Below are 19191 nucleotides of genomic sequence, written 5' to 3'. Positions count from 1 at the left end.
GCGACCCGGGGCCGGCTACACGGTCCCCGGGTCCGCCGCATTGAGCGCGGCCGGCGGCACGGACCACAGCGGCAGCTCGTGCGGCACCCGCTCCAGGACGCCGCCGGCGAACACGTCGTAGAGCGGCAGCGTCCGCAGGTGCACGTAGCCGATGTGACAGTCGCACTCGCCCTTCGGGCAGGGTTGCGTGGTCCGCCGCCAGGTCCCGTCGTACAGGTTGCCGAGCGGCTCCGGCACGAAGTGGCAGCGGCGGACCGTGCCGTCACCGAGGACCGAGATCACCTCGTCACCCGTGCGGCAGGACCGGCCCCGGGACGCGTGCGGCCGCACGCTGTAGCCGAACAGCGGGTCGATCGCCGTCCACGCCGCCTCCTGCTCCGCCGGGTACGTGTGGCCCTCGGCGGCGTTGACCCACAGGTACACGTCGCCGGGCAGCGCCTCGCGCAACGCGACCGCCTCGGCGAGGTGCTCCGGCAGGCCGACCACGCCGACCGAGTGCCGGATGCCGTGCCGGTGCAGGATCTCGACCTGGCGCAGGAACCGCTCCCGGCTCACCTGGCCCGGGTGGAACGTGCACCACAGCGCGAGGGTGCCCGGGTCCGCGCCGGCGACCCAGCCGAGCCGGCCGGCGAGGTTGGTCTGGATCGCGGCGCGCCCGACGTGCGGCAGGTGCGACAGACGGACGAGCGCCTCCCGGTACCAGGACCGGGTCAGCCCCTCACCCCACGGCGTGAACAGCACCTCGATCGGCTCGGCATCGATCGGTTCAGGGTGGGCCTCGACCCACGCCACGAAGCGTTCCAGGGCGGCCCGGTCGGCGCGCAGCAGCTCGGGCGGATCGCGCCGCTTCGCGAACGGGCAGTACGCACAGTCGTAGTTGCAGCTGGCCAGGGGACCGCGATACAGGATCCTCATCGCGGCACGTGCCCGGCCATGGCGGCGCGGACGCCGGCGGAGGTGAGCCACGGCCCGATCGCGTCGGAGTGCGCGAGCCCCTCGGCGGTGAGCCGGTGCCCGTCGAGGTGGCCGCTCTCGCGGAGCCGGCGCAGCGCCGGGAAGTCGTCGTCGACGGTGGTGCCGAACCGCGCCAGGTAGTCGCCGGGCACGACCCCCGACGCCCGCAGCAGCGACTTGAGCAGCCAGCGGCGGCGCTGCTCGGTGCCGTCGAGCACGAACCCGACCTCGGCGACGTCGAAGTCCTCCGCCGGCCGCGCGAGATAGTCGTCGAGGATGCCGCGCACCTGCCGGACGCTCACCGCGTAGTCGAACGAGTAGTGCAACGACGACGTGTACGACCTGGCCCCGCACCCGAGCCCGACCATCCCGTCGTCCTGGCAGCAGTAGCCGGGGTCTCCGGCGTCGTCCGGCGGTGGCGCGTCCCGCCGCCGGAACGCACGCATCGACTGCTGCTCGTAGCCCGCGTCGGCGAGCAGGTCCACGGCATGCCGGTAGAGCCCGAGCCGTTGCGCGTCCCACTCGGGGTCGTGCGCGCCGGGCGCCCGCCGGCCGAGGCCGGTCATCGGGCGCACGTAGAGCGGATACAGGTACAGCTCCTCGGGCCGCCAGGTCAGGGCGGTCCGCAGCGAGCTCGTCCAGGTCTCGGCGGTCTGGCCGGGGATGCCGTAGATGAGGTCGATGTTCAGCTCGACCGGGCCGGCGGCGCGGATCGTGTCCAGGGCCCGGTCGACCTCGGCACGGTGCTGCGGCCGGCCGGCGGCGTGCGCCTCGGCGTCGAGGAAGCTCTGCACGCCGATGCTGACCCGGGTCGTGCCGCGCTCGACCAGGACCGCGAGCCGGTCGGCGGTCGCCGTCGCCGGTGACGTCTCCACCGACATCGGCACGGCCCGCAGGTCCGCGCCGGTGGCCCGTTCGACGATGTCGAAGAGCCGGGTCAGCTCCGCCGCGGTCAGATACGTCGGGGTGCCGCCGCCGACCGCGGCCCGGGCGTAGGACGCGGCGGGCACCGCGGCCGCGACCCGCTCCGCCTGCCGCCCCAGCTGGTCGAGGTAGGCGGTGACCTGCGCGGCGGGCGGCAGCGCGCGGGTGAAGAGGTTGCAGAACCCGCACCGCATCTCGCAGAACGGCACGTGGACGTAGAGGAACAGCGCCCCGGTCGGCTCCGCCGCCCACACGTCGGCGAGCCTCGGCCGGGGCCGCAGCGGCCGGTACGCGGTCTTGTGCGGATACGCATACAGGTAGCCCTGATACGGGGAACCGAGCATCACCACTCCCCCGGTTCGAGCGTGAACTCGGCATACGGCACGGTCCACACCACCTCGTGCGCGAAACGGTGCCCGGTGTGCCCGTCCTCGCCGTAGGCGGTGCCGTGGTCGCTGCACATGATCACATGGCAGGGCCGGCCACGGGACGTGACGAGCCCGAACAGCACCGGCAGGTGCCGGTCGACATACGCCAGCGCGGCGCCGTGCGACGCCAGGCTGTCCTCGCCGGCGCCGGGCAGGTAGTGCCGGTTGGGCTGGTGCATGGCGGCGACGTTGACGAACGTGAACAGCGGGCCGTCCCCGTCCTTCTCCTCGCGCAGCACGGTGGTGAGCCGGTCGAGCTGCGCCTCGAAGCAGGACGGGTTGGTGACGCCGAAGTCGCGGGTCCAGTGCGCCTCGTCGAACAGCGCCGGCAGCACCCCGCCCTGCGCGCTGGTCATCGCGAAGAAGCCGACCCCGCCGATGCAGATCGTGTGGTACCCGGCGGCGCGCAGCCCGGTGACGACGTCGGCCGCGTCGAACTCCCAGGTGTCCCCGCCGACGCTGGTGCTGCCCGGGAACCTGGCCGCGAACGGCCGCTCGTGCGGGCCCGGCGTCACCGGCGTGGGCAGGAACCCACCGAAGAACGCGTGGTGCGCCGCATACGTGAACGACGCCGGCGTGTGCCGCCGCTGCCACGCCCCGCCGGGCAGCACCCTCGCGAGGTTGGGGGTGCGCCCCGCCGCGAGCTGCGCGGCGGCGACGTCGTGGCGCAGCGTGTCGAGCGTGACGAAGAGCAGGTCGTGGCTGCCGATGAGCGCCTTCACCGGGCGGCGACCACGGCGGCTGTGTGATCAGCGGCGGGCTCAGCGGCGCGGAACCGGCCGGTCAGCAGCGCGTCGATCTCCGCGGCGTACGTGTCGTGCCCACCGGCGAGCAGGCCCGGCAGCAGGTCGCCGAACGCGTTGACCTCGGCGACCGCGTGTGTGCGGTGGTCGCGGGCGAACATCAGGTCCACGCCGGCGTGCAGGCTGCCGGGGAAGCACGCGGCGGCGGCCTCGCAGGTGCGCATCGCGGCGGCCCAGTGCTCCTCGCCCACGGCGGCGCGGACGCCGGCCAGGTCACCGCGGGCGTTGCCGAGGTGCAGGTTGGTCATCGGGGACCGGCCGGTGCGCACGACGACGTGGCTGACCCGCCCGGCGACGACGAGCACCCGCAGGTCGAAGGTGAGCCCGTCGTGGGACGCCTTCGGCAGCCAGCGCTCCACGTGCAGGGCGCCGCGCTCGGCGGGCAGGACGCCACGCTCCACGGGCAGGGCGCCGCTCACGGCCGGCAGCACGCCGCGCTCCACGTGCAGGGCGCCGTTCACGGCGGGCAGGGCACCGCGCTCCACGTGCAGGGCGCCGCTCACGGCCGGCAGGCCGCCACGCTCGGCGGGCAGGATGCCGCTCACGGCCGGCAGCACGCCGCGCTCCACGTGCAGGGCGCCGCGCTCGGCGGGCAGGGCGCCGCTCACGGCGGGCAGGACCCTGCTCTCGGCCGCGAGCCGGTCGATGATCGTGGCGACGGTCCGCTCGTCGGTGTGGTGGCGCACCCGCAGCTCGTTGTAGAGCCGGTCGCCGTCGAGCACCGCGGAGGTGTAGGCACTGACCCGCCCGCCGCCGCGCTCGCCGCCGAACGCGAGGGCCACGACCCCCGACGCCGACGACCCGTGCGGCGGTTTGACGAACACCCTGCGCCAGCCCTGCTCCCGGCCCCGGTCGCGGATCTCCTCGTAGCCGCCCGCGGCGAACGCCTCGGGCACCGCCACACCCCGGGACCGCAGCAGGGCGTGGCAGCGACGCTTGTCGAACATCACGTCGAGCTCGTCCACCGCGGTCAGCAGCGGCACCCCGCGCGCCTCGACCCGGCGGGCCGCGGCGACGAGACCGCGGTGCCAGGCGGCGAGCCCGACGATCTCACCGTGCGCGGCGGGCACGGCGGCACCGCGCAGCAGCCGGTCGATCTCCGCGTCCTCGCCGGGCGACTCCAGCCGCACCCACGCTCGTCCGTCCCCCGTGCCGCCGGCGTCCAGGTCGAAGTCGCCGGCGCACACGTCGCGCCAGCTCACCACCGCCGGCTCGGGCAGGCCCGCGGCGACGGCCGCGTCGCGGAACAGCCGGACGCGCCGGTGGCCGGGAACGCCGACGACGGTGACGGTGACGGTGACGGTGCTCATTCCGACACTGCCGTGTATCGCTCGCCGTCGTCCTCCTCCTGCTCGTCGGACAGGTCGACGTCGACGCCGGGCAGCTCGGCCCGGAGCCGGTCGGCCAGCTCGGCCGAGATGAAGTGGTGGGACAGGTCGAGCCGGCGCAGGTGGGTCAGCGGCTGGCCGAGCAGCAGCGCCTCGGCGCCCTGGTCGGACAGGATGCCCAGGGACAGGTCGAGCGTTTCGAGGCGGGGCACCACGGGCGCGCCGGCGAGCGCGGCCGCGACCTGGTCGGCGATCTCCGCGTTGCGCAGGGCGAGGCGGCGCAGCCGGGGCACGCCCGTGCCACTGAACACCGGCGCCAGGTCCTCGACGCTGACGTCGCCGCCGTATTGGCTGACGCCGAGCCACAGCTCCAGATCGGTCAGCGCCGGCAGGTGCGAGTCGGCGATGCCGCGCACGACACCGGCGGACAGGCCACCGCTCTCCACCGCCAGCTCCCGCAGCCGCATGTGCCGCACCGGGGACAGCTGCAGCCCGTCGGCGCCGCGGATGCGCAGGACCTCCAGGCCCGGAAACGCGGCGAGCAGCGGCGCCACGTCGGTGTGGTTGATCCAGGAGATCTCGCACTCCTCGCTGGTCATCTCGCCGAGGAACAGCGCCCGCAGGTGCGGCAGCCGCAGGCGGGCGGCGATGAGCAGGTGCAGCGGCGGCGGGGTGTCATAGGCCTCGCCCCACTGCCCGACGACGAGCGCCTGGACGGACTCGCCGCCGACGACGTCGAGGCACCGGTCCAGGACGGTCCGGAACGCCTCCTCGTCGGCCTCGTAGTCCGTCTCGATGCGCCAGGCGACGGCGCTGCGCGGGGTGCCCTTCGCGTCGAGCCGGTCGACGACGCCGGGCTCGAACTGGACCACCGGGAGCCCGGCGAACGTCGTGATGTGCCTCATGCGCGGGACCCTAACAGGACCCACCGACAATTCCCGGCGCCCGATCCGGCGGCCGGCGCGGCAACTGCGGCGCCGCGAAGGACCAGCCCCGCGCGAGCAACTCGTCGCAGGCCGCGAGCGCGGTGCGTAGCCTGTTGCGGTACGTCCCGGTCAGCTCGAGCCACGGCACCCGCCCGGCGGCGAGCTCGGCCCGGAAGCGGCCGGTCATCCAGCCGCGCAGGTGCTCGCCATCGCGCATCCCGTCGTCCTCGAACGGCACGCCGTCGTCCGCGGTCAGCAGGTACAGGGCCGGTTCGCGGGCGGCGGCGCGGACCCGCGGCGAGGCGGAACCCAGGTAGCGCTCCTCCCAGATCGCGGTGGCGAACGCGTCGGTGTCGCAGATCAGCAGCGGCCCGCCGGCCCGGGCGGCGGCGTCCTCGGCGGCATTCTGCTCGCGCACGACGGTCAGGAAGTCGTCCCGGTCCCAGACGAGGTCCTCGACCTTCACCCCGCCGGCCATCTTCAGCTCGGTGAGGGTCCGGCCGTACTCGGGCACCCACCGCGTGCCCGCGAAGGCCCCGCCGCGCAGCCGGAGCTGGGCGGCGAGGGCCCGGGCCAGGGTGGTGGTGCCGGTCGACTCGGCGCCGACGACGACCACCCGGCGGGCCAGCCAGGCGCGCACCGGCGGGGCCAGGAACGCCCAGTTGGCCACGGGATCCGCGCGGATCGCCGTCCCGGAGACCGGCACCCCGGCCCGGGGAGGGTCGACCGCCACGTGCCGGGCGTCGAAGCGCCGGGCGAGCTCGTCGCCGTACGCCTCGGAGGAGAAGACCACATCCACCGTCGCGGGACCGACCGCGCCGCGGAAGACCTCGTAGTGCGCCTGCCAGATGTCGGGGTCGTCGTAGTCGATGGGCAGGTCGCAGTACACGCCGGCGAACCGCACGTGCGGGCTCGCCGCGTGCACCTCGCGCAACCAGTCGAGCCGGACTTCGAGGGGGATGGACTCGGCGCTGGACGGCGCGACGACGACGGTGACCCGCTCGCAGGCGCGGGCGGCGGTGTCGATGAGGTGGTGGTGTCCGGCGTGCGGCGGGTAGAACTTGCCGACGACGAGGCCGTGCGTCACACCGGCACCGCGAGCCGCCGCGCCGTCAGCGCCTGCCGCCAGGCCCGCAGGCCCAGCACGCACAGGCCGAGGAAGGCGAGGTACAGCACCGCGGTGAGCCACAGGTCCTTGTACCCGTACAGCGGCACGTACACGACGTCGACGGCGATCCACAGCCACCAGCTCTCGACCAGGCGGCGGGTCTGGCCGTAGGTGGCGAGCAGCGAGACGGCGGTGGTCGCGGCGTCCGGCCACGGCACGGTGGAGCCGGTGAACCGGTCCAGGTACCACCACAGCGCCACGGTAAGCACCACGCCGGCCGCGGCGAGCGCGCCCCACTCGACCCGGGTCGTGCGGCGGACCTCCGTGGTCGCCCCGGGCCGCCAGCGCCACCAGCCGTAGGCGCCGAGGATCACGTAGACGACCTGCAGCCAGGCGTCGCCGTAGAGGCCGACGTGCTGGAACGCGACCATGAGCAGCAGCACGTTGGCGATCCCGACCGGCCAGTTCGCGATGTGCTGCCGCACCACCAGCCAGACCGTGCCGAGGCCGGTCACGAACCCGAGCAGTTCCGCCCACGTGGTCGGCGCACCGAAAGCATGGAAGGCGGCGGATGTGAGCCAGTCGAGCACGATGTCCTCTACCCTTTCCGGATGGTCTTGGAAGTTGCGCTCATCGACGTGCTCGCCGGCCGCGAGGAAGAGTTCGCCGCCGCCTATCGCAAGGGCCACGAGCTGCTCGTGACCACCCCCGGCTGCCGGTCGGTGCGCATGACGCGCGGCGTCGAGTCGGCGAGCCGGTTCGTGCTGCTGGTCGAGTGGGACTCCGTCGACGCGCACCTGGACAACTTCCGCGCCACCGACCGCTTCACGCGGTGGCGCGGGCTGCTCGGTCCGTTCTTCGACGGCGCGCCCACGGTCGAGCACTTCGTCGACGTGCCCGCCTGATCAGTCGCCGGCCTTCTTCCACACCGTGAAGTCGAGGTACGTGGTGTAGATCTGGCCGCTGACCACGGCGTCGCCGGAGCGCGGGCTGAACCAGCCGAAGCGCTGCTCACCGGTGCGCAGGCAGACCTTGGCGGTGGGCAGCAGGGCGGCGAGCAGGACCTTGTCGGTCCACTGCGCGGCCGGGACCGCCGAGCAGGCGGCGAGGGTCGGCGCCGACAGGACGGGGGCGAAGGCCGCACCGCCGACCGCGGTCAGGCCGAGCGCACCGGCGGCGATGTCGGCGCCCGCCGCCTGCTTGACGCCGCCGTCGAAGTCGAACGCCTCGTCGGGCTGCCCGGCCAGGACGGCCAGCCGCACGGTGCCGGCCCGCAGCACGTCGGTGACCGTGCCCGCCGGCACCGGGCTGGTCACCACGGCGCTCGGGTCGGGGGTGCCGCTGAGGCCGGGCACCGGTGATCCACTGGGGTCGAGGCTCGGACCGCCGCTCGCGCCGGCGGTGGCGGTGGTCCCCGAGGTGGCCGCGGCGGTGGTCCCGGCCACGGCCGGTCCGGTGACGGCGCGCCGCTCACCGTCCGGCTGGTCGGCGCCGCCGCCGGAGCCGCGGGTCGCCAGGACACCGCCGACGACCGCGACGAGCAGCACGATCAGGCCGATGACCAGTGCCGCGATCCGCCGCCGCCGGTGCGGGGCGACCGCCGGCACCGCGTCGGCGTCATCGAAGGTCTCGTGCCTGATCGGTTGGGTGGTGTACTGCGCCGCGTCCGCGACCGGGTTCTGAGCCGGCGGGTTCTGGGGCGCCTGCTGGGGCTGTGGGGTCGCCTGGCGGGGGACGATCGCATACGCCGACGTCGGCCAGCCGGAGCCGCCGTCGAGCGGCGAGTCCGACATCCAGCCGCGCCGGCTGCCGGGTCGCGGTGGCGACCCGTTGACCTGGTCGTGGCCCGGCTCCGTCGGTGGATCCTGCCGTGGGGGGTGTCCCGGCTCCATGCAGCGTGTCCTTCTGGTCCTGGCGTCGGTGCAGTTCGTGCACTTGCGCACGGCACTCGTGCACTCGCCCGGCAGAGTATCGCTGACACCCCGCGCCTCGCGCCACGGCTGATGGCTCAGCCTTTGGACGCCGGCCCGGTCACACTGCCGGTCCCGGTGCCGAACACGGTGCCGGACACAGCGCCGGTCACCGGGCCAGCATCTGCACGACGGCGGTGGCGCCCGTCGCCGTGTACCAGCCGCTGACCGCGAGCATGGCGAGGACGGTCGCGGCGGCGAAGATGCCGGCGGCCTCGGCCGTCGACCGGCCCACCGAGCGCCCTCGGCGGTGCCGTGGCCTGCGCCCGGAGACGTCGGCGGCGGCCACGATCATGGTGATGTCGCGGCGCCCGAGGCCCGGCCGGCCGATGCAGTGTCGCCCCTGTGTCATGTTCGCCCCGTTACGTTCGCCCCCGGGAAGTCTTTCCCAGGACGGACGTTATCTCTACAATTGCCGCTTTTCTTGTGGCCACGCCGGGCCGTCACCTGTCCGGTGCCCGGCGCCGCACCGCGGGCGCGGCAGTGATGTGATGGCCCGATGAGAATGGTGGGGCTGACCGGCGGCATCGGCGCCGGGAAGAGTGCCGTGGCGGCCCGGCTGGCCGCGCTCGGCGCGGTGGTCATCGACGCGGACCGGCTCGCCCGCGAGGTCGTGGAGCCCGGCACCCCCGGCCTGGCCGCGGTCGTGGCGGCGTTCGGCGACGGCGTGCTCACCGCCGACGGCGCGCTCGACCGGGCCGCGATGGCCGCCCGGATCTTCGGCGACGACACCGCCCGCGCCACCCTCGAGGGCATCGTGCACCCGCTCGTGCGGGCCCGGACCGCCGAGCTGATCGCGGCCGCGCCCGACGGCGCCGTGGTGGTCAACGACGTGCCGCTCATCGTCGAGAAGCAGATGTCCCGCCTGTACGAGACGGTGGTCGTCGTCTTCGCCTCCCTCCAGACCCGGCTGGACCGCCTGGTGCGGCTGCGCGGGATGACGCCTGAGGAGGCCGGCGCCAGGATCGCCGCGCAGGCCACCGACGAGCAGCGGCGGGCGGTCGCCGACGTGGCGATCGTCAACGACGGCACCCCGGAGGACCTGGACGCGGCGGTCGAGGCGGCCTGGCCGGCGATCGCCGGGCGGGCACACCCCTGAGACGCTGCACACCCCTGCGACGCAGGGGCGCTCGCGGCGGCCGGTCGCGCGTGTCGCGCGATCCCACCACGGTGCGCTCGCCGGCCGTGACGGGCCGGGGCAGCAACCTGGCGCCGGGAGGGCCGACCGTGTGGTGGCCGGCCTGCTCTCCGGTCGGCCGCCGCGAGCGGCCTACGGCTCTACGGTAGTCCGGTGATCTTCCCCACACAATCGTCAGGTTGAATACGATCAACCACCCAGGGCGAGGACCCCGAAAGTTGTCATACCCTCCGCGTACGGTTGGGTCATGGCGCTCGACATCCCCCGCTTGGACAACCGCTTCGAGGTGGTCAGCGAATACGTCCCGTCCGGTGACCAGCCCGCCGCCATCGAGCAGCTGGCACGGCGCGTGCGGGCCGGCGACCGGCACACGGTGCTGCTCGGCGCGACCGGCACCGGCAAGAGCGCGACGACCGCGTGGCTCGTCGAGCGGCTCCAGCGCCCGACGCTGGTGCTCGCGCACAACAAGACCCTGGCCGCGCAGCTGGCCAAGGAGTTCCGCGACCTCATGCCCAACAACGCGGTCGAATACTTCGTCAGCTACTACGACTACTACCAGCCCGAGGCCTACATCCCGCAGACCGACACCTACATCGAGAAGGACTCGTCGGTCAACGAGGAGGTCGAGCGGCTGCGGCACTCCGCGACGATGAGCCTGCTGACCCGCCGCGACGTCATCGTGGTCGCGACCGTGTCCGCGATCTACGGTCTGGGCACGCCCGAGGAATACCTGGACCGGGCCGCCAAGGTGACCGTCGGCGAGGAGCTGGATCGGGACAAGCTGCTGCGGCGGCTGGTCGACATCCAGTACACGCGCAACGACCTCGCGTTCAACCGGGGCACGTTCCGGGTCCGCGGCGACACCCTCGAGATCATCCCGGCCTACGAGGAGCTCGCGATCCGGATCGAGTATTTCGGTGACGAGATCGAGCGACTGTCCTACCTGCACCCGCTGACCGGCGACGAGATCCGTCAGGTCGACCAGTTGATGATCTTCCCGGCGACGCACTACGGCGGCGGTCCCGAGCGCATGGAGCGGGCGATCTCCCAGATCGAGGTCGAGCTGGAGGAGCGGCTCGCCGAGCTCGACCGAGAGGGCAAGCTCCTGGAGGCGCAGCGGCTGCGGATGCGCACCACCTATGACATCGAGATGATGCGCCAGGTCGGCTTCTGCAACGGCATCGAGAACTACTCCCGGCACATCGACGGCCGCGAGGCGGGCAGCCCGCCGCACTGCCTGCTCGACTACTTCCCCGACGACTTCCTCACCGTCATCGACGAGTCGCACGCCACGGTCCCGCAGATCGGCGGCATGTATGAGGGCGACGCCTCCCGGAAGCGGACGCTGGTCGAGCACGGGTTCCGGCTGCCCAGCGCCCAGGACAACCGGCCGCTGCGCTTCGACGAGTTCGAGGAGCGGGTCGGTCAGACCGTCTACCTGTCGGCGACCCCGGGACCGTGGGAGCTGGGCCGCACCCAGGGCGAGTTCGTCGAGCAGGTCATCCGCCCGACCGGCCTCATCGACCCGCAGGTCGTCCTCAAGCCGACCAAGGGCCAGATCGACGACCTCATGCACGAGATCAACCAGCGGGTCGAGCTCGACGAGCGGGTCCTGGTGACGACCCTGACCAAGAAGATGGCCGAGGACCTCACCGACTATCTGCTGGAGCACGGCATCCGCGTGCGCTACCTGCACTCCGAGGTCGACACGCTGCGCCGGGTCGAGCTGCTGCGCGAGCTGCGGCGCGGCGAGTTCGACGTCCTCGTCGGCATCAACCTGCTGCGCGAAGGCCTGGACCTGCCCGAGGTGAGCCTCGTCGCGATCCTCGACGCCGACAAGGAGGGCTTCCTGCGCTCCGGCACCAGCCTGATCCAGACCATCGGCCGCGCCGCGCGAAACGTCTCCGGCCAGGTCCACATGTATGCCGACAAGATGACCCCGTCGATGGCCCTCGCCATCGACGAGACGAACCGTCGGCGGGACAAGCAGATCGCGTACAACACCGCGAGGGGCATCGACCCGCAGCCGCTGCGCAAGAAGCTCGGCGACATCCTCGACGACATCTACCGCGAGGCCGAGGACACCGCCGGCGCCGTCGCCGGCCACGGCCCCGGTGGCGCCATCACGGTCGGCGGCGGCCGGCAGATGAGTCGCGGCAAGTCCCCCGAGAACACCCGCGCCCGGCAGAAGGGCGGCGGCACCAAGGGCTCTGCCGGCGCCGCCACCCCGGCCCGCGCGGGCATGGCCAGGGCCGAGCTCGCCACGCTGATCCAGGACCTCAGCGACCAGATGCTCGGCGCCGCCCGCGAGCTGCAGTTCGAGCTCGCCGCGCGGCTGCGTGACGAGGTCTCCGACCTGAAGAAGGAGCTCCGCGCCATGGACGTCGCCGGCGTCAAGTAAGCCGGCGTCAAGTAAGCGCGGTGCACAGCGCCGACTGCGGCAACAGCGAAAAGCCCCGCAGCCCAGCCACAGCAACAGCGAAAAGCCCCGCAGCCCAGCCACAGCAACAGCGAAAAGCCCCGCAGCCGGAACCGGCTGCGGGGCCTTTCTTGCGTGCTGTGACCTACGCGGTGCGAGCCGTCAGCTCTTGCCGCCGGCCAGCTTCTCGCGCAGGGCGGCCAGGGCCTCGTCCGTCGCGAGGGTGCCTGCCGGCTCCTCCGGGGCGCGGGCCGCGGTCGGCGTCGACGAGGTCACCGGACCGCTGCTCGTCGAGCCACCAGCCGCGGCTGCGGCGGCCGGCTCGGCGGCGTCGGCCTGGCGGGCCGTCTGCACCTGCTTGGTGTGGGCCTCCCAGCGCTGGCGGGCCTCAGCGTACTGCTGCTCCCACGCCTCGCGCTGCTTCTCGAAGCCCGCCATCCACTCGGCGGTCTCCGGGTCGAAGCCCTCCGGGTAGATGTAGTTGCCCTGCTCGTCGTAGGTCGCCGACATGCCGTAGAGGGTCGGGTCGAAGTGCTCCTCGCCCTCGACGAAGCCCTCGTTGGCCTGCTTGAGCGACAGCGAGATCCGGCGACGCTCGAGGTCGATGTCGATGACCTTGACCATGACGTCGGAGCCGACCTGCACGACCTGCTCCGGGATCTCCACGTGGCGCTCGGCCAGCTCGGAGATGTGCACCAGGCCCTCGATGCCGTCGTCGACGCGGACGAACGCACCGAACGGGACGAGCTTGGTGACCTTGCCGGGGACGATCTGCTGGATCGCGTGCGTGCGGGCGAACTGGCGCCACGGGTCTTCCTGGGTCGCCTTCAGCGACAGGGAGACGCGCTCACGGTCCAGGTCGACGTCGAGCACCTCGACCTCGACCTCCTGGCCGACCTCGACGACCTCGGAGGGGTGGTCGATGTGCTTCCAGGACAGCTCGGACACGTGCACCAGGCCGTCGACGCCACCGAGGTCGACGAACGCACCGAAGTTGACGATCGAGGACACGACGCCCTTGCGGACCTGGCCCTTCTGCAGCTTGTGCAGGAACTCGGTGCGCACCTCGGACTGGGTCTGCTCGAGGTAGGCCCGGCGGGACAGGACCACGTTGTTGCGGTTCTTGTCCAGCTCGATGATCTTCGCCTCGAGCTCGCGGCCGACATACGGCTGCAGGTCGCGGACCCGACGCATCTCGACCAGGGACGCCGGCAGGAAGCCACGGAGCCCGATGTCGAGGATGAGACCACCCTTGACCACTTCGATGACGGAGCCACGGACGATGCCGTCGTCTTCCTTGATCTTCTCGATCGTGCCCCACGCCCGCTCGTACTGCGCGCGCTTCTTCGAGAGGATCAGGCGCCCTTCCTTGTCCTCCTTCTGAAGGACCAGGGCCTCGATGTGGTCACCGACCGACACGACCTCAGCAGGGTCGACATCATGCTTGATCGACAACTCGCGCGAGGGGATGACACCCTCGGTCTTGTAGCCGATGTCGAGCAGGACCTCGTCCCGGTCGACCTTGACGACGGTGCCTTCGACGATGTCGCCGTCGTTGAAGTACTTGATGGTCTCGTCGATCGCGGCGAGGAACGCCTCATCAGACGCGAGTTCGTCGACGACCTTGTTGCTGCTGGCGCTCGAGGTGGCCTCGATGCTGCTCGTCATGTGGGTTGTTGCTCCGGTCGGTGGGTGACTTCGGTGGACCTGTGCTCCCGCGGATCATCGTCGGGCACAACTTGCCTGTCGCAGTGCAGGATCAGTGCATTGGAAGCTCAGGATGTGTCGGACGACCGTGAGCCTGCTCCATGCCGAGGCGCACAACCCACGAGTGCACCGATCAGCCTACCCTGCGCAATACCACATGGTCCAACCCTCCCCCAGACCCGATCCGCCGACTTTGCCGGGGCCTACCGTTGCAGTCCATGGAAACGTCACCAGACGCAGGCGTCACACGACGCGCAGTGAACCCAGCCGAGAGCCGCCGCGCGAGCCGGGGCTGGTGGGACGCTGACGCCGACGCCTACCAGGCAGAACACGGTGCGTTCCTCGGTGACGTCGACTTCGTCTGGTGTCCGGAGGGCCTGCGCGAGGCCGACGCGCGCCTCCTCGGTGCCGTCGCCGGCAAGGATGTCCTGGAGATCGGCTGCGGCGCCGCGTCATGCTCCCGGTGGCTGCGCACGCAGGGTGCGAGGGTCGTGGCCAGCGACCTGTCCGCCGGGATGCTCCGTCACGCGGGCGCCGGGTCCACCCGATCGGGTGTACGTGTGCCGCTCCTGCAGGCCGACGCGACCGCCCTGCCGTTCGCCGACGGCGTATTCGACGTCGTGTGCACCGCTTTCGGGGCGGTCCCGTTCGTCGCCGACTCGGGCCGGGTCATGCGCGAGGTGTTCCGCGTCCTTCGCCCCGGCGGCCGCTGGGCGTTCTCGATCACCCATCCGATGCGCTGGGTGTTCCTCGACGACCCGGGTGAGGGCGGCCTGGTCGCCGTGCACTCCTACTTCGACCGCCGCGCCTACGTCGAGCAGGACGAGGCTCGCGTCCCGACCTACGTGGAGCAGCACCGCACGCTCGGCGACCGCATCCGCGAGCTCGTCTCGGCCGGCTTCATCCTCGACGACCTCGTCGAGCCGGAGTGGCCCGACGACCACAAGGGCACATGGGGCCAGTGGAGCCCGCTGCGCGGCCGGATCTTCCCCGGCACGGCGATCTTCGTCGCCACCAAGCCAACCTGACGGCCCGACCGGCCAGACCGGCCCAGACGGCCCGGCCCGCGCCGCACCCGCTCGCCGCGGCCGCCCGAAATCGGCGGCCGCGGCGGACAGCGGGTCAGTGGTCGGCGGCGTTCCAGTCGCGGCCCGAGCCGACCGAGACGCCGAGCGGCACGTCGAGCGGATACGCCGCGCCCATCTGCTCGCGCACCAGCGCCTCGACCGCCTCGCGCTCGCCGGGGGCGACCTCGAAGACCAGCTCGTCGTGGACCTGCAGCAGCATGCGCGAGCGCAGGCCGGCGGCGCGCAGCGCCTCGTCGACGTGCAGCATGGCGACCTTGATGATGTCGGCCGCGGAGCCCTGGATCGGCGCGTTGAGCGCCATCCGCTCGGCCATCTCGCGCCGCTGCCGGTTGTCGCTGTTGAGGTCCGGCAGGTAGCGGCGGCGACCGAGCACCGTCTCGGTGTAGCCGTCGCGGCGGGCCTGCACCACGATCTGGCGCAGGTAGTCGCGGACCCCGCCGAACGTGGCGAAATACTCCTCCATGAGGACCGTGGCCTCGGCCGGGGTGATGCCGAGCTGGCTGCCCAGGCCGTAGGAGGACAGGCCGTAGGCGAGGCCGTAGTTCATCGCCTTGATCTTGCGACGCTGGTCCGGGACGACCTCGGCGGCGGGGATCGAGAAGACCGAGGACGCGGTCGCGGCGTGGAAGTCGAAGCCGGAGTTGAACGCCTCGATCAGCGCCGCGTCCTTCGACAGGTGGGCCATGATCCGCATCTCGATCTGGCTGTAGTCGGCGGTGAGCAGGGTCTCGAAGCCGTCGCCGACGACGAACGCGCGGCGGATGCGCCGGCCCTCCTCGGTGCGGATCGGGATGTTCTGCAGGTTGGGGTCGGTGCTGGACAGCCGGCCGGTGGCCGCGACGGTCTGGTAATAGGTGGTGTGGATGCGGCCGTCGTCGCTGATCGACTTCAGCAGCCCGTCGACGGTGGTCTTGAGCTTGGCCACGTCGCGGTGCCGCAGCAGATGCCCCAGCAGCGGGTGCTCGGTCTCCTTGTGCAGGCTCGTCAGCGCCTCGGCGTCGGTGGTGTAGCCGGTCTTGATGCGCTTGGTCTTCGGCAGGCCGAGCTCGGTGAACAGGATCTCCTGCAGCTGCTTGGGCGAGCCGAGGTTGAACTCCCGGCCGATCACCTCGTAGGCGCCCTGCGCGGCGGACTTGACGTCGCTGGCGAACCTCGACTCCAGCTCGCTGAGGTAGTCGGTGTCGGCGGCGATGCCGACCCGCTCCATCCCGGCGAGGACCGTGACCAGGGGCAGCTCGACCTCGGCGAGCAGCCGGGCGGAGGAGTCGCCGTCGCGGCGCAGCTCCTCGGCGATCGCCTCGGCCAGGTCGAGCGTGGCGCGGGCGCGGAGCATGAGGTTCTCCTCCGCCTCCCCGGTGTTGCCGCCCAGGCCGTCCAGCGCCAGCTGGCCGTTGTCCGGGGTGTCGACCCGCAGCTCACGCTTGAGATACCGCAGGGCCAGGTCGGTCAGCTCATAGGAGCGCTGATCGGGGCGGGCCAGATATGCCTCGATGGCGGTGTCGCTGGCGACGCCCCGCAGGTCCCAGCCCCGGACGCCGAACGCGAGCCGGGCCGGCTTCACGTCGTGCAGGATCTTGATCCGGTCCTCGGCGGCGAGCCACTGCCCCACGGCTGCGTCGTCGGCCGCGTCGAGCTCGGTCGGGTCGAACCAGGCGGCCGGGCCACCGGCGACCGCGAGGCCGACACCGGTGACATCGCCGGTGCCGCGGCCGAACTTGCCGGCCACGGCGACACCGACCCGGGTGCCGGCCGGCGCGTGCTCGGCGAGCCAGCCGCCGACGCCGTCGCCCTCACCGGAGCGCAGCACGCTGCCGGCCAGGTCGAAGCCGCTCTCGGCCTCCGGCTCGACCGCGTCGAGATACTGGTAGAGCCGGTCGCGCAGGATCCGGAACTCCAGGGCGTCGAAGACCTGGTGGACCGCTTCCCGGTCCCAGCCGCGCCACTGCAGCTCGTCCGGGGTGATCGGCAGCTCCAGGTCGTCGACGAGGCCGTTGAGGTCGTAGTTGCGCATGACGTCGGCGAGGTGGGCCCGCACGCTCTCGCCGGCCTTGCCCTTGATCTCGTCGACCCGCGCGATGATCCCGTCGAGGTCGCCGAACTGCACGATCCACTTGGCGGCGGTCTTGTCGCCGACGCCGGGCACACCGGAGAGGTTGTCGCTGTCCTCGCCGACGAGCGCGGCCTTCGCCCGGTAGAGCGACGGCGGGATGCCATAGCGCTCCTCGACCTTGGCGGGCGTCATGCGGTCCATCTCCGAGACGCCGCGCTTGAGGTAGAGCACCGTCACCAGGTCGGTGACCAGCTGGAAGGCGTCGCGGTCGCCGGTGATGATCGAGGTGTGGATGCCCTCCGCGGCGGCCTCACGGGCGAGCGTCGCGATGACGTCGTCGGCCTCGTAGCCCGGCTTCTCGATGAAGGGGATCCGCAGCGCGTTGAGGACCTCCTTGATCAGGTCGACCTGGCCGGCGAACTCGGGCCGGGTCGTGGACCGGTTGGCCTTGTATTCCGCATACTTCTCCAGGCGGAAGGTCTGACGCGACACATCGAAGGCGACCGCCACATGCGTGGGCTTCTCGTCCCGCAACATGTTGATCAACATCGACGTGAAGCCGAAGACGGCGTTGGTCACCTGCCCCGTCTTGGTCGAGAAGTTCTCCGCGGGCAGGGCGAAGAACGCCCGGTAGGCGAGGGAGTGCCCGTCGAGCAGCAGGAGCCTGGTGTCTGTTGAACCCGTCACACCCGCGAGCCTAGTCCGGGGGTATGACACTTCCCGGCAGTGGCCCGCACGGGACCCGCACGCAGTGACGCGACAAAGCGATTCCCGCGACGGTTGCGAACAGGAAGATTACGACTGCGCAACTTCCTAGGGCGTGTTGCCCCGAAGGCCTAGTGCCAGCCCAGGAGTTTCATTAGGTTCTGGCTTCATCAGCGTCTTGGCATCTAGGCGCAACCACGCCTACCGCGCTGTAAAAAGGAGACAGGTGATGATCCGCCCCAACCTCGCATGGCGCTCGGTCGCCGTGCTGAGCGCTGCCGTCCTGGCACTCAGTGCATGTGGTGACGATGCAGATAGCCCGAGCACGAGCGCGACCACCGGTGGCGCCACCCCCGGCGACGGCGTTCTGAAGATCGGCACGATCCTGCCGCAGACCGGTTCGCTGGCCTTCCTCGGCCCCCCGGAGTTCGCGGGCGTCGACGTCGCGATCAAGGAGATCAACGCCAACGGTGGCGTGCTGGGCAAGCCCGTCACGATCCAGCACATGGACTCGGGCGACACCTCCACGGACATCGCCACCCAGTCGGTGAACAAGCTGCTCACGGACAAGACCGATGTCATCATCGGCGCTGCCTCGTCGTCCGTCTCGCTGTCCGTGATCGACAAGATCACCGGCGCGGGCGTGGTCCAGATCTCGCCGGCCAACACGTCGACGGCGCTGACCACCTACAACGACAAGGGCCTCTACTTCCGGACCGCCCCGCCGGACACGCTGCAGGGCCGCGTCCTCGGTGACCTGATCGTCGCCGACGGCAACCAGACCACCGGCATGCTGGTCCTCAACGACTCCTACGGCACCGGCCTCGCCGAGAACGCCAAGGCGGAGATCGAGAGCGGCGGCGGCAAGGTCGCCGTGTCGGTGACCTACGACCCGAAGGCCGCGGACTTCTCGGCCGACGTCGCGAAGATCAAGGCGGCCAACCCGGACGCCATCGCCATCATCGGCTTCGACGAGACCAAGAAGATCGTCCCCAAGCTGATCGAGGCCGGCCTCAAGACCAAGAAGTGGTACTTCGTGGACGGCAACATCGCCGACTACTCGAAGGACTTCGCTCCCGGCACGCTGAAGGGCTTCAAGGGCACCCAGCCCGGCGCCGCGACCAAGGACGACTTCAAGAAGAAGGCCCTTGAGATCAACAAGGACCTGAAGGACTGGAACTACGCCGTCGAGTCCTACGACGCCACCATCCTCGCGGCCCTCGCGGCCATCGAGGCCGGCAGCGACAACCCGGGCGAGATCGCGAAGCACCTGGGCACCGTTTCCAAGGGCGGCGAGAAGTGCACGGACTTCAAGTCCTGCGCCGACCTGCTCAAGGCCAAGAAGGACATCGACTACGACGGCCTGAGCGGCCCGATCTCCTTCAACGACGCCGGTGACCCGGCCGAGGCCACCATCGGTGTCTACACCTACGACGAGAACAACAAGCTCACGTCGGACGTGAAGTACCAGAACGGCAAGATCTGATCTGAATAGCGAACAAGGGCCCCACCGCCACGGCGGTGGGGCCCTTTTCCATGTCACCAATGCCATAACACCGCTTGTATGGGGGCCACGATTATCACAATGCCCGGCGAAGCAGCGCCGGTGCACCGCAACGAAAATCCCGCGTCCCCCGAACGGG

General features: G+C 71.5%; 15 protein-coding genes and 1 pseudogene. 5 read left to right on the top strand and 11 right to left on the bottom strand.

Annotated features, from left to right (window positions below; all coding sequences use genetic code 11):
* Nucleotides 1-15 precede the first annotated feature (15 nt).
* Genes Dsi01nite_RS31225 through pnuC form a run of 7 tightly spaced genes read right to left on the bottom strand, consistent with a single transcriptional unit; the run spans nt 16 to nt 7061 of the window.
* Nucleotides 16-915 (bottom strand): STM4011 family radical SAM protein, encoded by a 900-nt coding sequence (locus tag Dsi01nite_RS31225; RefSeq protein ID WP_203849892.1) that lies wholly within the window; start codon nt 913-915, stop codon nt 16-18.
* Complete coding sequence (locus Dsi01nite_RS31220) at nt 912-2222, bottom strand: STM4012 family radical SAM protein (protein WP_203849891.1); 1311 nt, start codon at nt 2220-2222, stop codon at nt 912-914. The genes Dsi01nite_RS31225 and Dsi01nite_RS31220 overlap by 4 nt, the downstream gene beginning before the upstream one ends.
* The gene (locus tag Dsi01nite_RS31215) at nt 2222-3028 is read right to left on the bottom strand and encodes an STM4013/SEN3800 family hydrolase (protein WP_203849890.1); all 807 of its coding nucleotides are present in this window, start codon (nt 3026-3028) and stop codon (nt 2222-2224) included. Before Dsi01nite_RS31215 ends, Dsi01nite_RS31220 begins: the two co-directional genes overlap by 1 nt.
* On the bottom strand, nt 3025-4419 hold the full coding sequence (locus Dsi01nite_RS57605) for an STM4014 family protein (protein WP_239136305.1): 1395 nt from the start codon (nt 4417-4419) through the stop codon (nt 3025-3027). The genes Dsi01nite_RS31215 and Dsi01nite_RS57605 overlap by 4 nt, the downstream gene beginning before the upstream one ends.
* Nucleotides 4416-5342, bottom strand: a complete 927-nt coding sequence (locus Dsi01nite_RS31205) for an STM4015 family protein (protein ID WP_203849889.1) — start codon at nt 5340-5342, stop codon at nt 4416-4418. Before Dsi01nite_RS31205 ends, Dsi01nite_RS57605 begins: the two co-directional genes overlap by 4 nt.
* Nucleotides 5343-5352: 10 nt before the next feature.
* Nucleotides 5353-6450 (bottom strand): AAA family ATPase, encoded by a 1098-nt coding sequence (locus Dsi01nite_RS31200; RefSeq protein WP_203849888.1) that lies wholly within the window; start codon nt 6448-6450, stop codon nt 5353-5355.
* On the bottom strand, nt 6447-7061 hold the full coding sequence (gene pnuC / locus Dsi01nite_RS31195) for a nicotinamide riboside transporter PnuC (protein ID WP_239136304.1): 615 nt from the start codon (nt 7059-7061) through the stop codon (nt 6447-6449). The genes Dsi01nite_RS31200 and pnuC overlap by 4 nt, the downstream gene beginning before the upstream one ends.
* Before the next feature lie 21 nt (nt 7062-7082).
* Here pnuC and Dsi01nite_RS31190 point away from each other — a divergent pair, with 21 nt between their 5' ends.
* A complete protein-coding gene (locus Dsi01nite_RS31190) occupies nt 7083-7376 on the top strand; it encodes an antibiotic biosynthesis monooxygenase family protein (RefSeq protein WP_203849887.1) in 294 nt (97 codons plus the stop codon).
* On the opposite strand, the gene Dsi01nite_RS31185 is transcribed toward Dsi01nite_RS31190, so the two are convergent.
* Together Dsi01nite_RS31185 and Dsi01nite_RS31180 are read right to left on the bottom strand one after the other, a co-directional pair.
* Nucleotides 7377-8363 (bottom strand): hypothetical protein, encoded by a 987-nt coding sequence (locus tag Dsi01nite_RS31185; protein ID WP_203849886.1) that lies wholly within the window; start codon nt 8361-8363, stop codon nt 7377-7379.
* Between the two features lie 187 nt (nt 8364-8550).
* Entirely contained in the window at nt 8551-8793 is a 243-nt protein-coding gene (locus Dsi01nite_RS31180) for a hypothetical protein (protein ID WP_203849885.1), read from the bottom strand.
* A 147-nt stretch (nt 8794-8940) separates the two neighbouring features.
* On the opposite strand from Dsi01nite_RS31180, the pseudogene coaE reads away from it, so the two are divergent.
* A pseudogene (gene coaE / locus Dsi01nite_RS31175) lies at nt 8941-9510 on the top strand (dephospho-CoA kinase); the annotation flags it as partial.
* A 316-nt stretch (nt 9511-9826) separates the two neighbouring features.
* Nucleotides 9827-11980: an excinuclease ABC subunit UvrB gene (gene uvrB, locus Dsi01nite_RS31170; RefSeq protein WP_203849883.1), complete on the top strand. Its 2154-nt coding sequence runs from the start codon at nt 9827-9829 to the stop codon at nt 11978-11980.
* A 180-nt stretch (nt 11981-12160) separates the two neighbouring features.
* Here uvrB and rpsA read toward each other — a convergent pair whose 3' ends face one another.
* Complete coding sequence (gene rpsA, locus Dsi01nite_RS31165) at nt 12161-13666, bottom strand: 30S ribosomal protein S1 (protein WP_203849882.1); 1506 nt, start codon at nt 13664-13666, stop codon at nt 12161-12163.
* 257 nt (nt 13667-13923) lie between these two features.
* Here rpsA and Dsi01nite_RS31160 point away from each other — a divergent pair, with 257 nt between their 5' ends.
* A complete protein-coding gene (locus Dsi01nite_RS31160; protein WP_203849881.1) occupies nt 13924-14733 on the top strand; it encodes a class I SAM-dependent methyltransferase in 810 nt (269 codons plus the stop codon).
* Between the two features lie 94 nt (nt 14734-14827).
* On the opposite strand, the gene polA is transcribed toward Dsi01nite_RS31160, so the two are convergent.
* Nucleotides 14828-17530 carry a DNA polymerase I gene (gene polA, locus Dsi01nite_RS31155; RefSeq protein WP_239136303.1) on the bottom strand — a complete coding sequence of 901 codons (2703 nt, stop codon included), beginning with the start codon at nt 17528-17530 and terminating at the stop codon, nt 14828-14830.
* A 247-nt stretch (nt 17531-17777) separates the two neighbouring features.
* Between polA and Dsi01nite_RS31150 the strand changes: the two genes are divergently transcribed.
* Nucleotides 17778-19034: an ABC transporter substrate-binding protein gene (locus tag Dsi01nite_RS31150; RefSeq protein ID WP_203849879.1), complete on the top strand. Its 1257-nt coding sequence runs from the start codon at nt 17778-17780 to the stop codon at nt 19032-19034.
* Nucleotides 19035-19191: the final 157 nt, after the last annotated feature.

This window comes from Dactylosporangium siamense, assembly GCF_016862795.1.
In the GTDB taxonomy this organism is placed as follows: domain Bacteria; phylum Actinomycetota; class Actinomycetes; order Mycobacteriales; family Micromonosporaceae; genus Dactylosporangium; species Dactylosporangium siamense.
The sequence above is the reverse complement of the archived record's forward strand: the minus strand, read 5'-3'. Positions and strand labels throughout refer to the sequence as shown.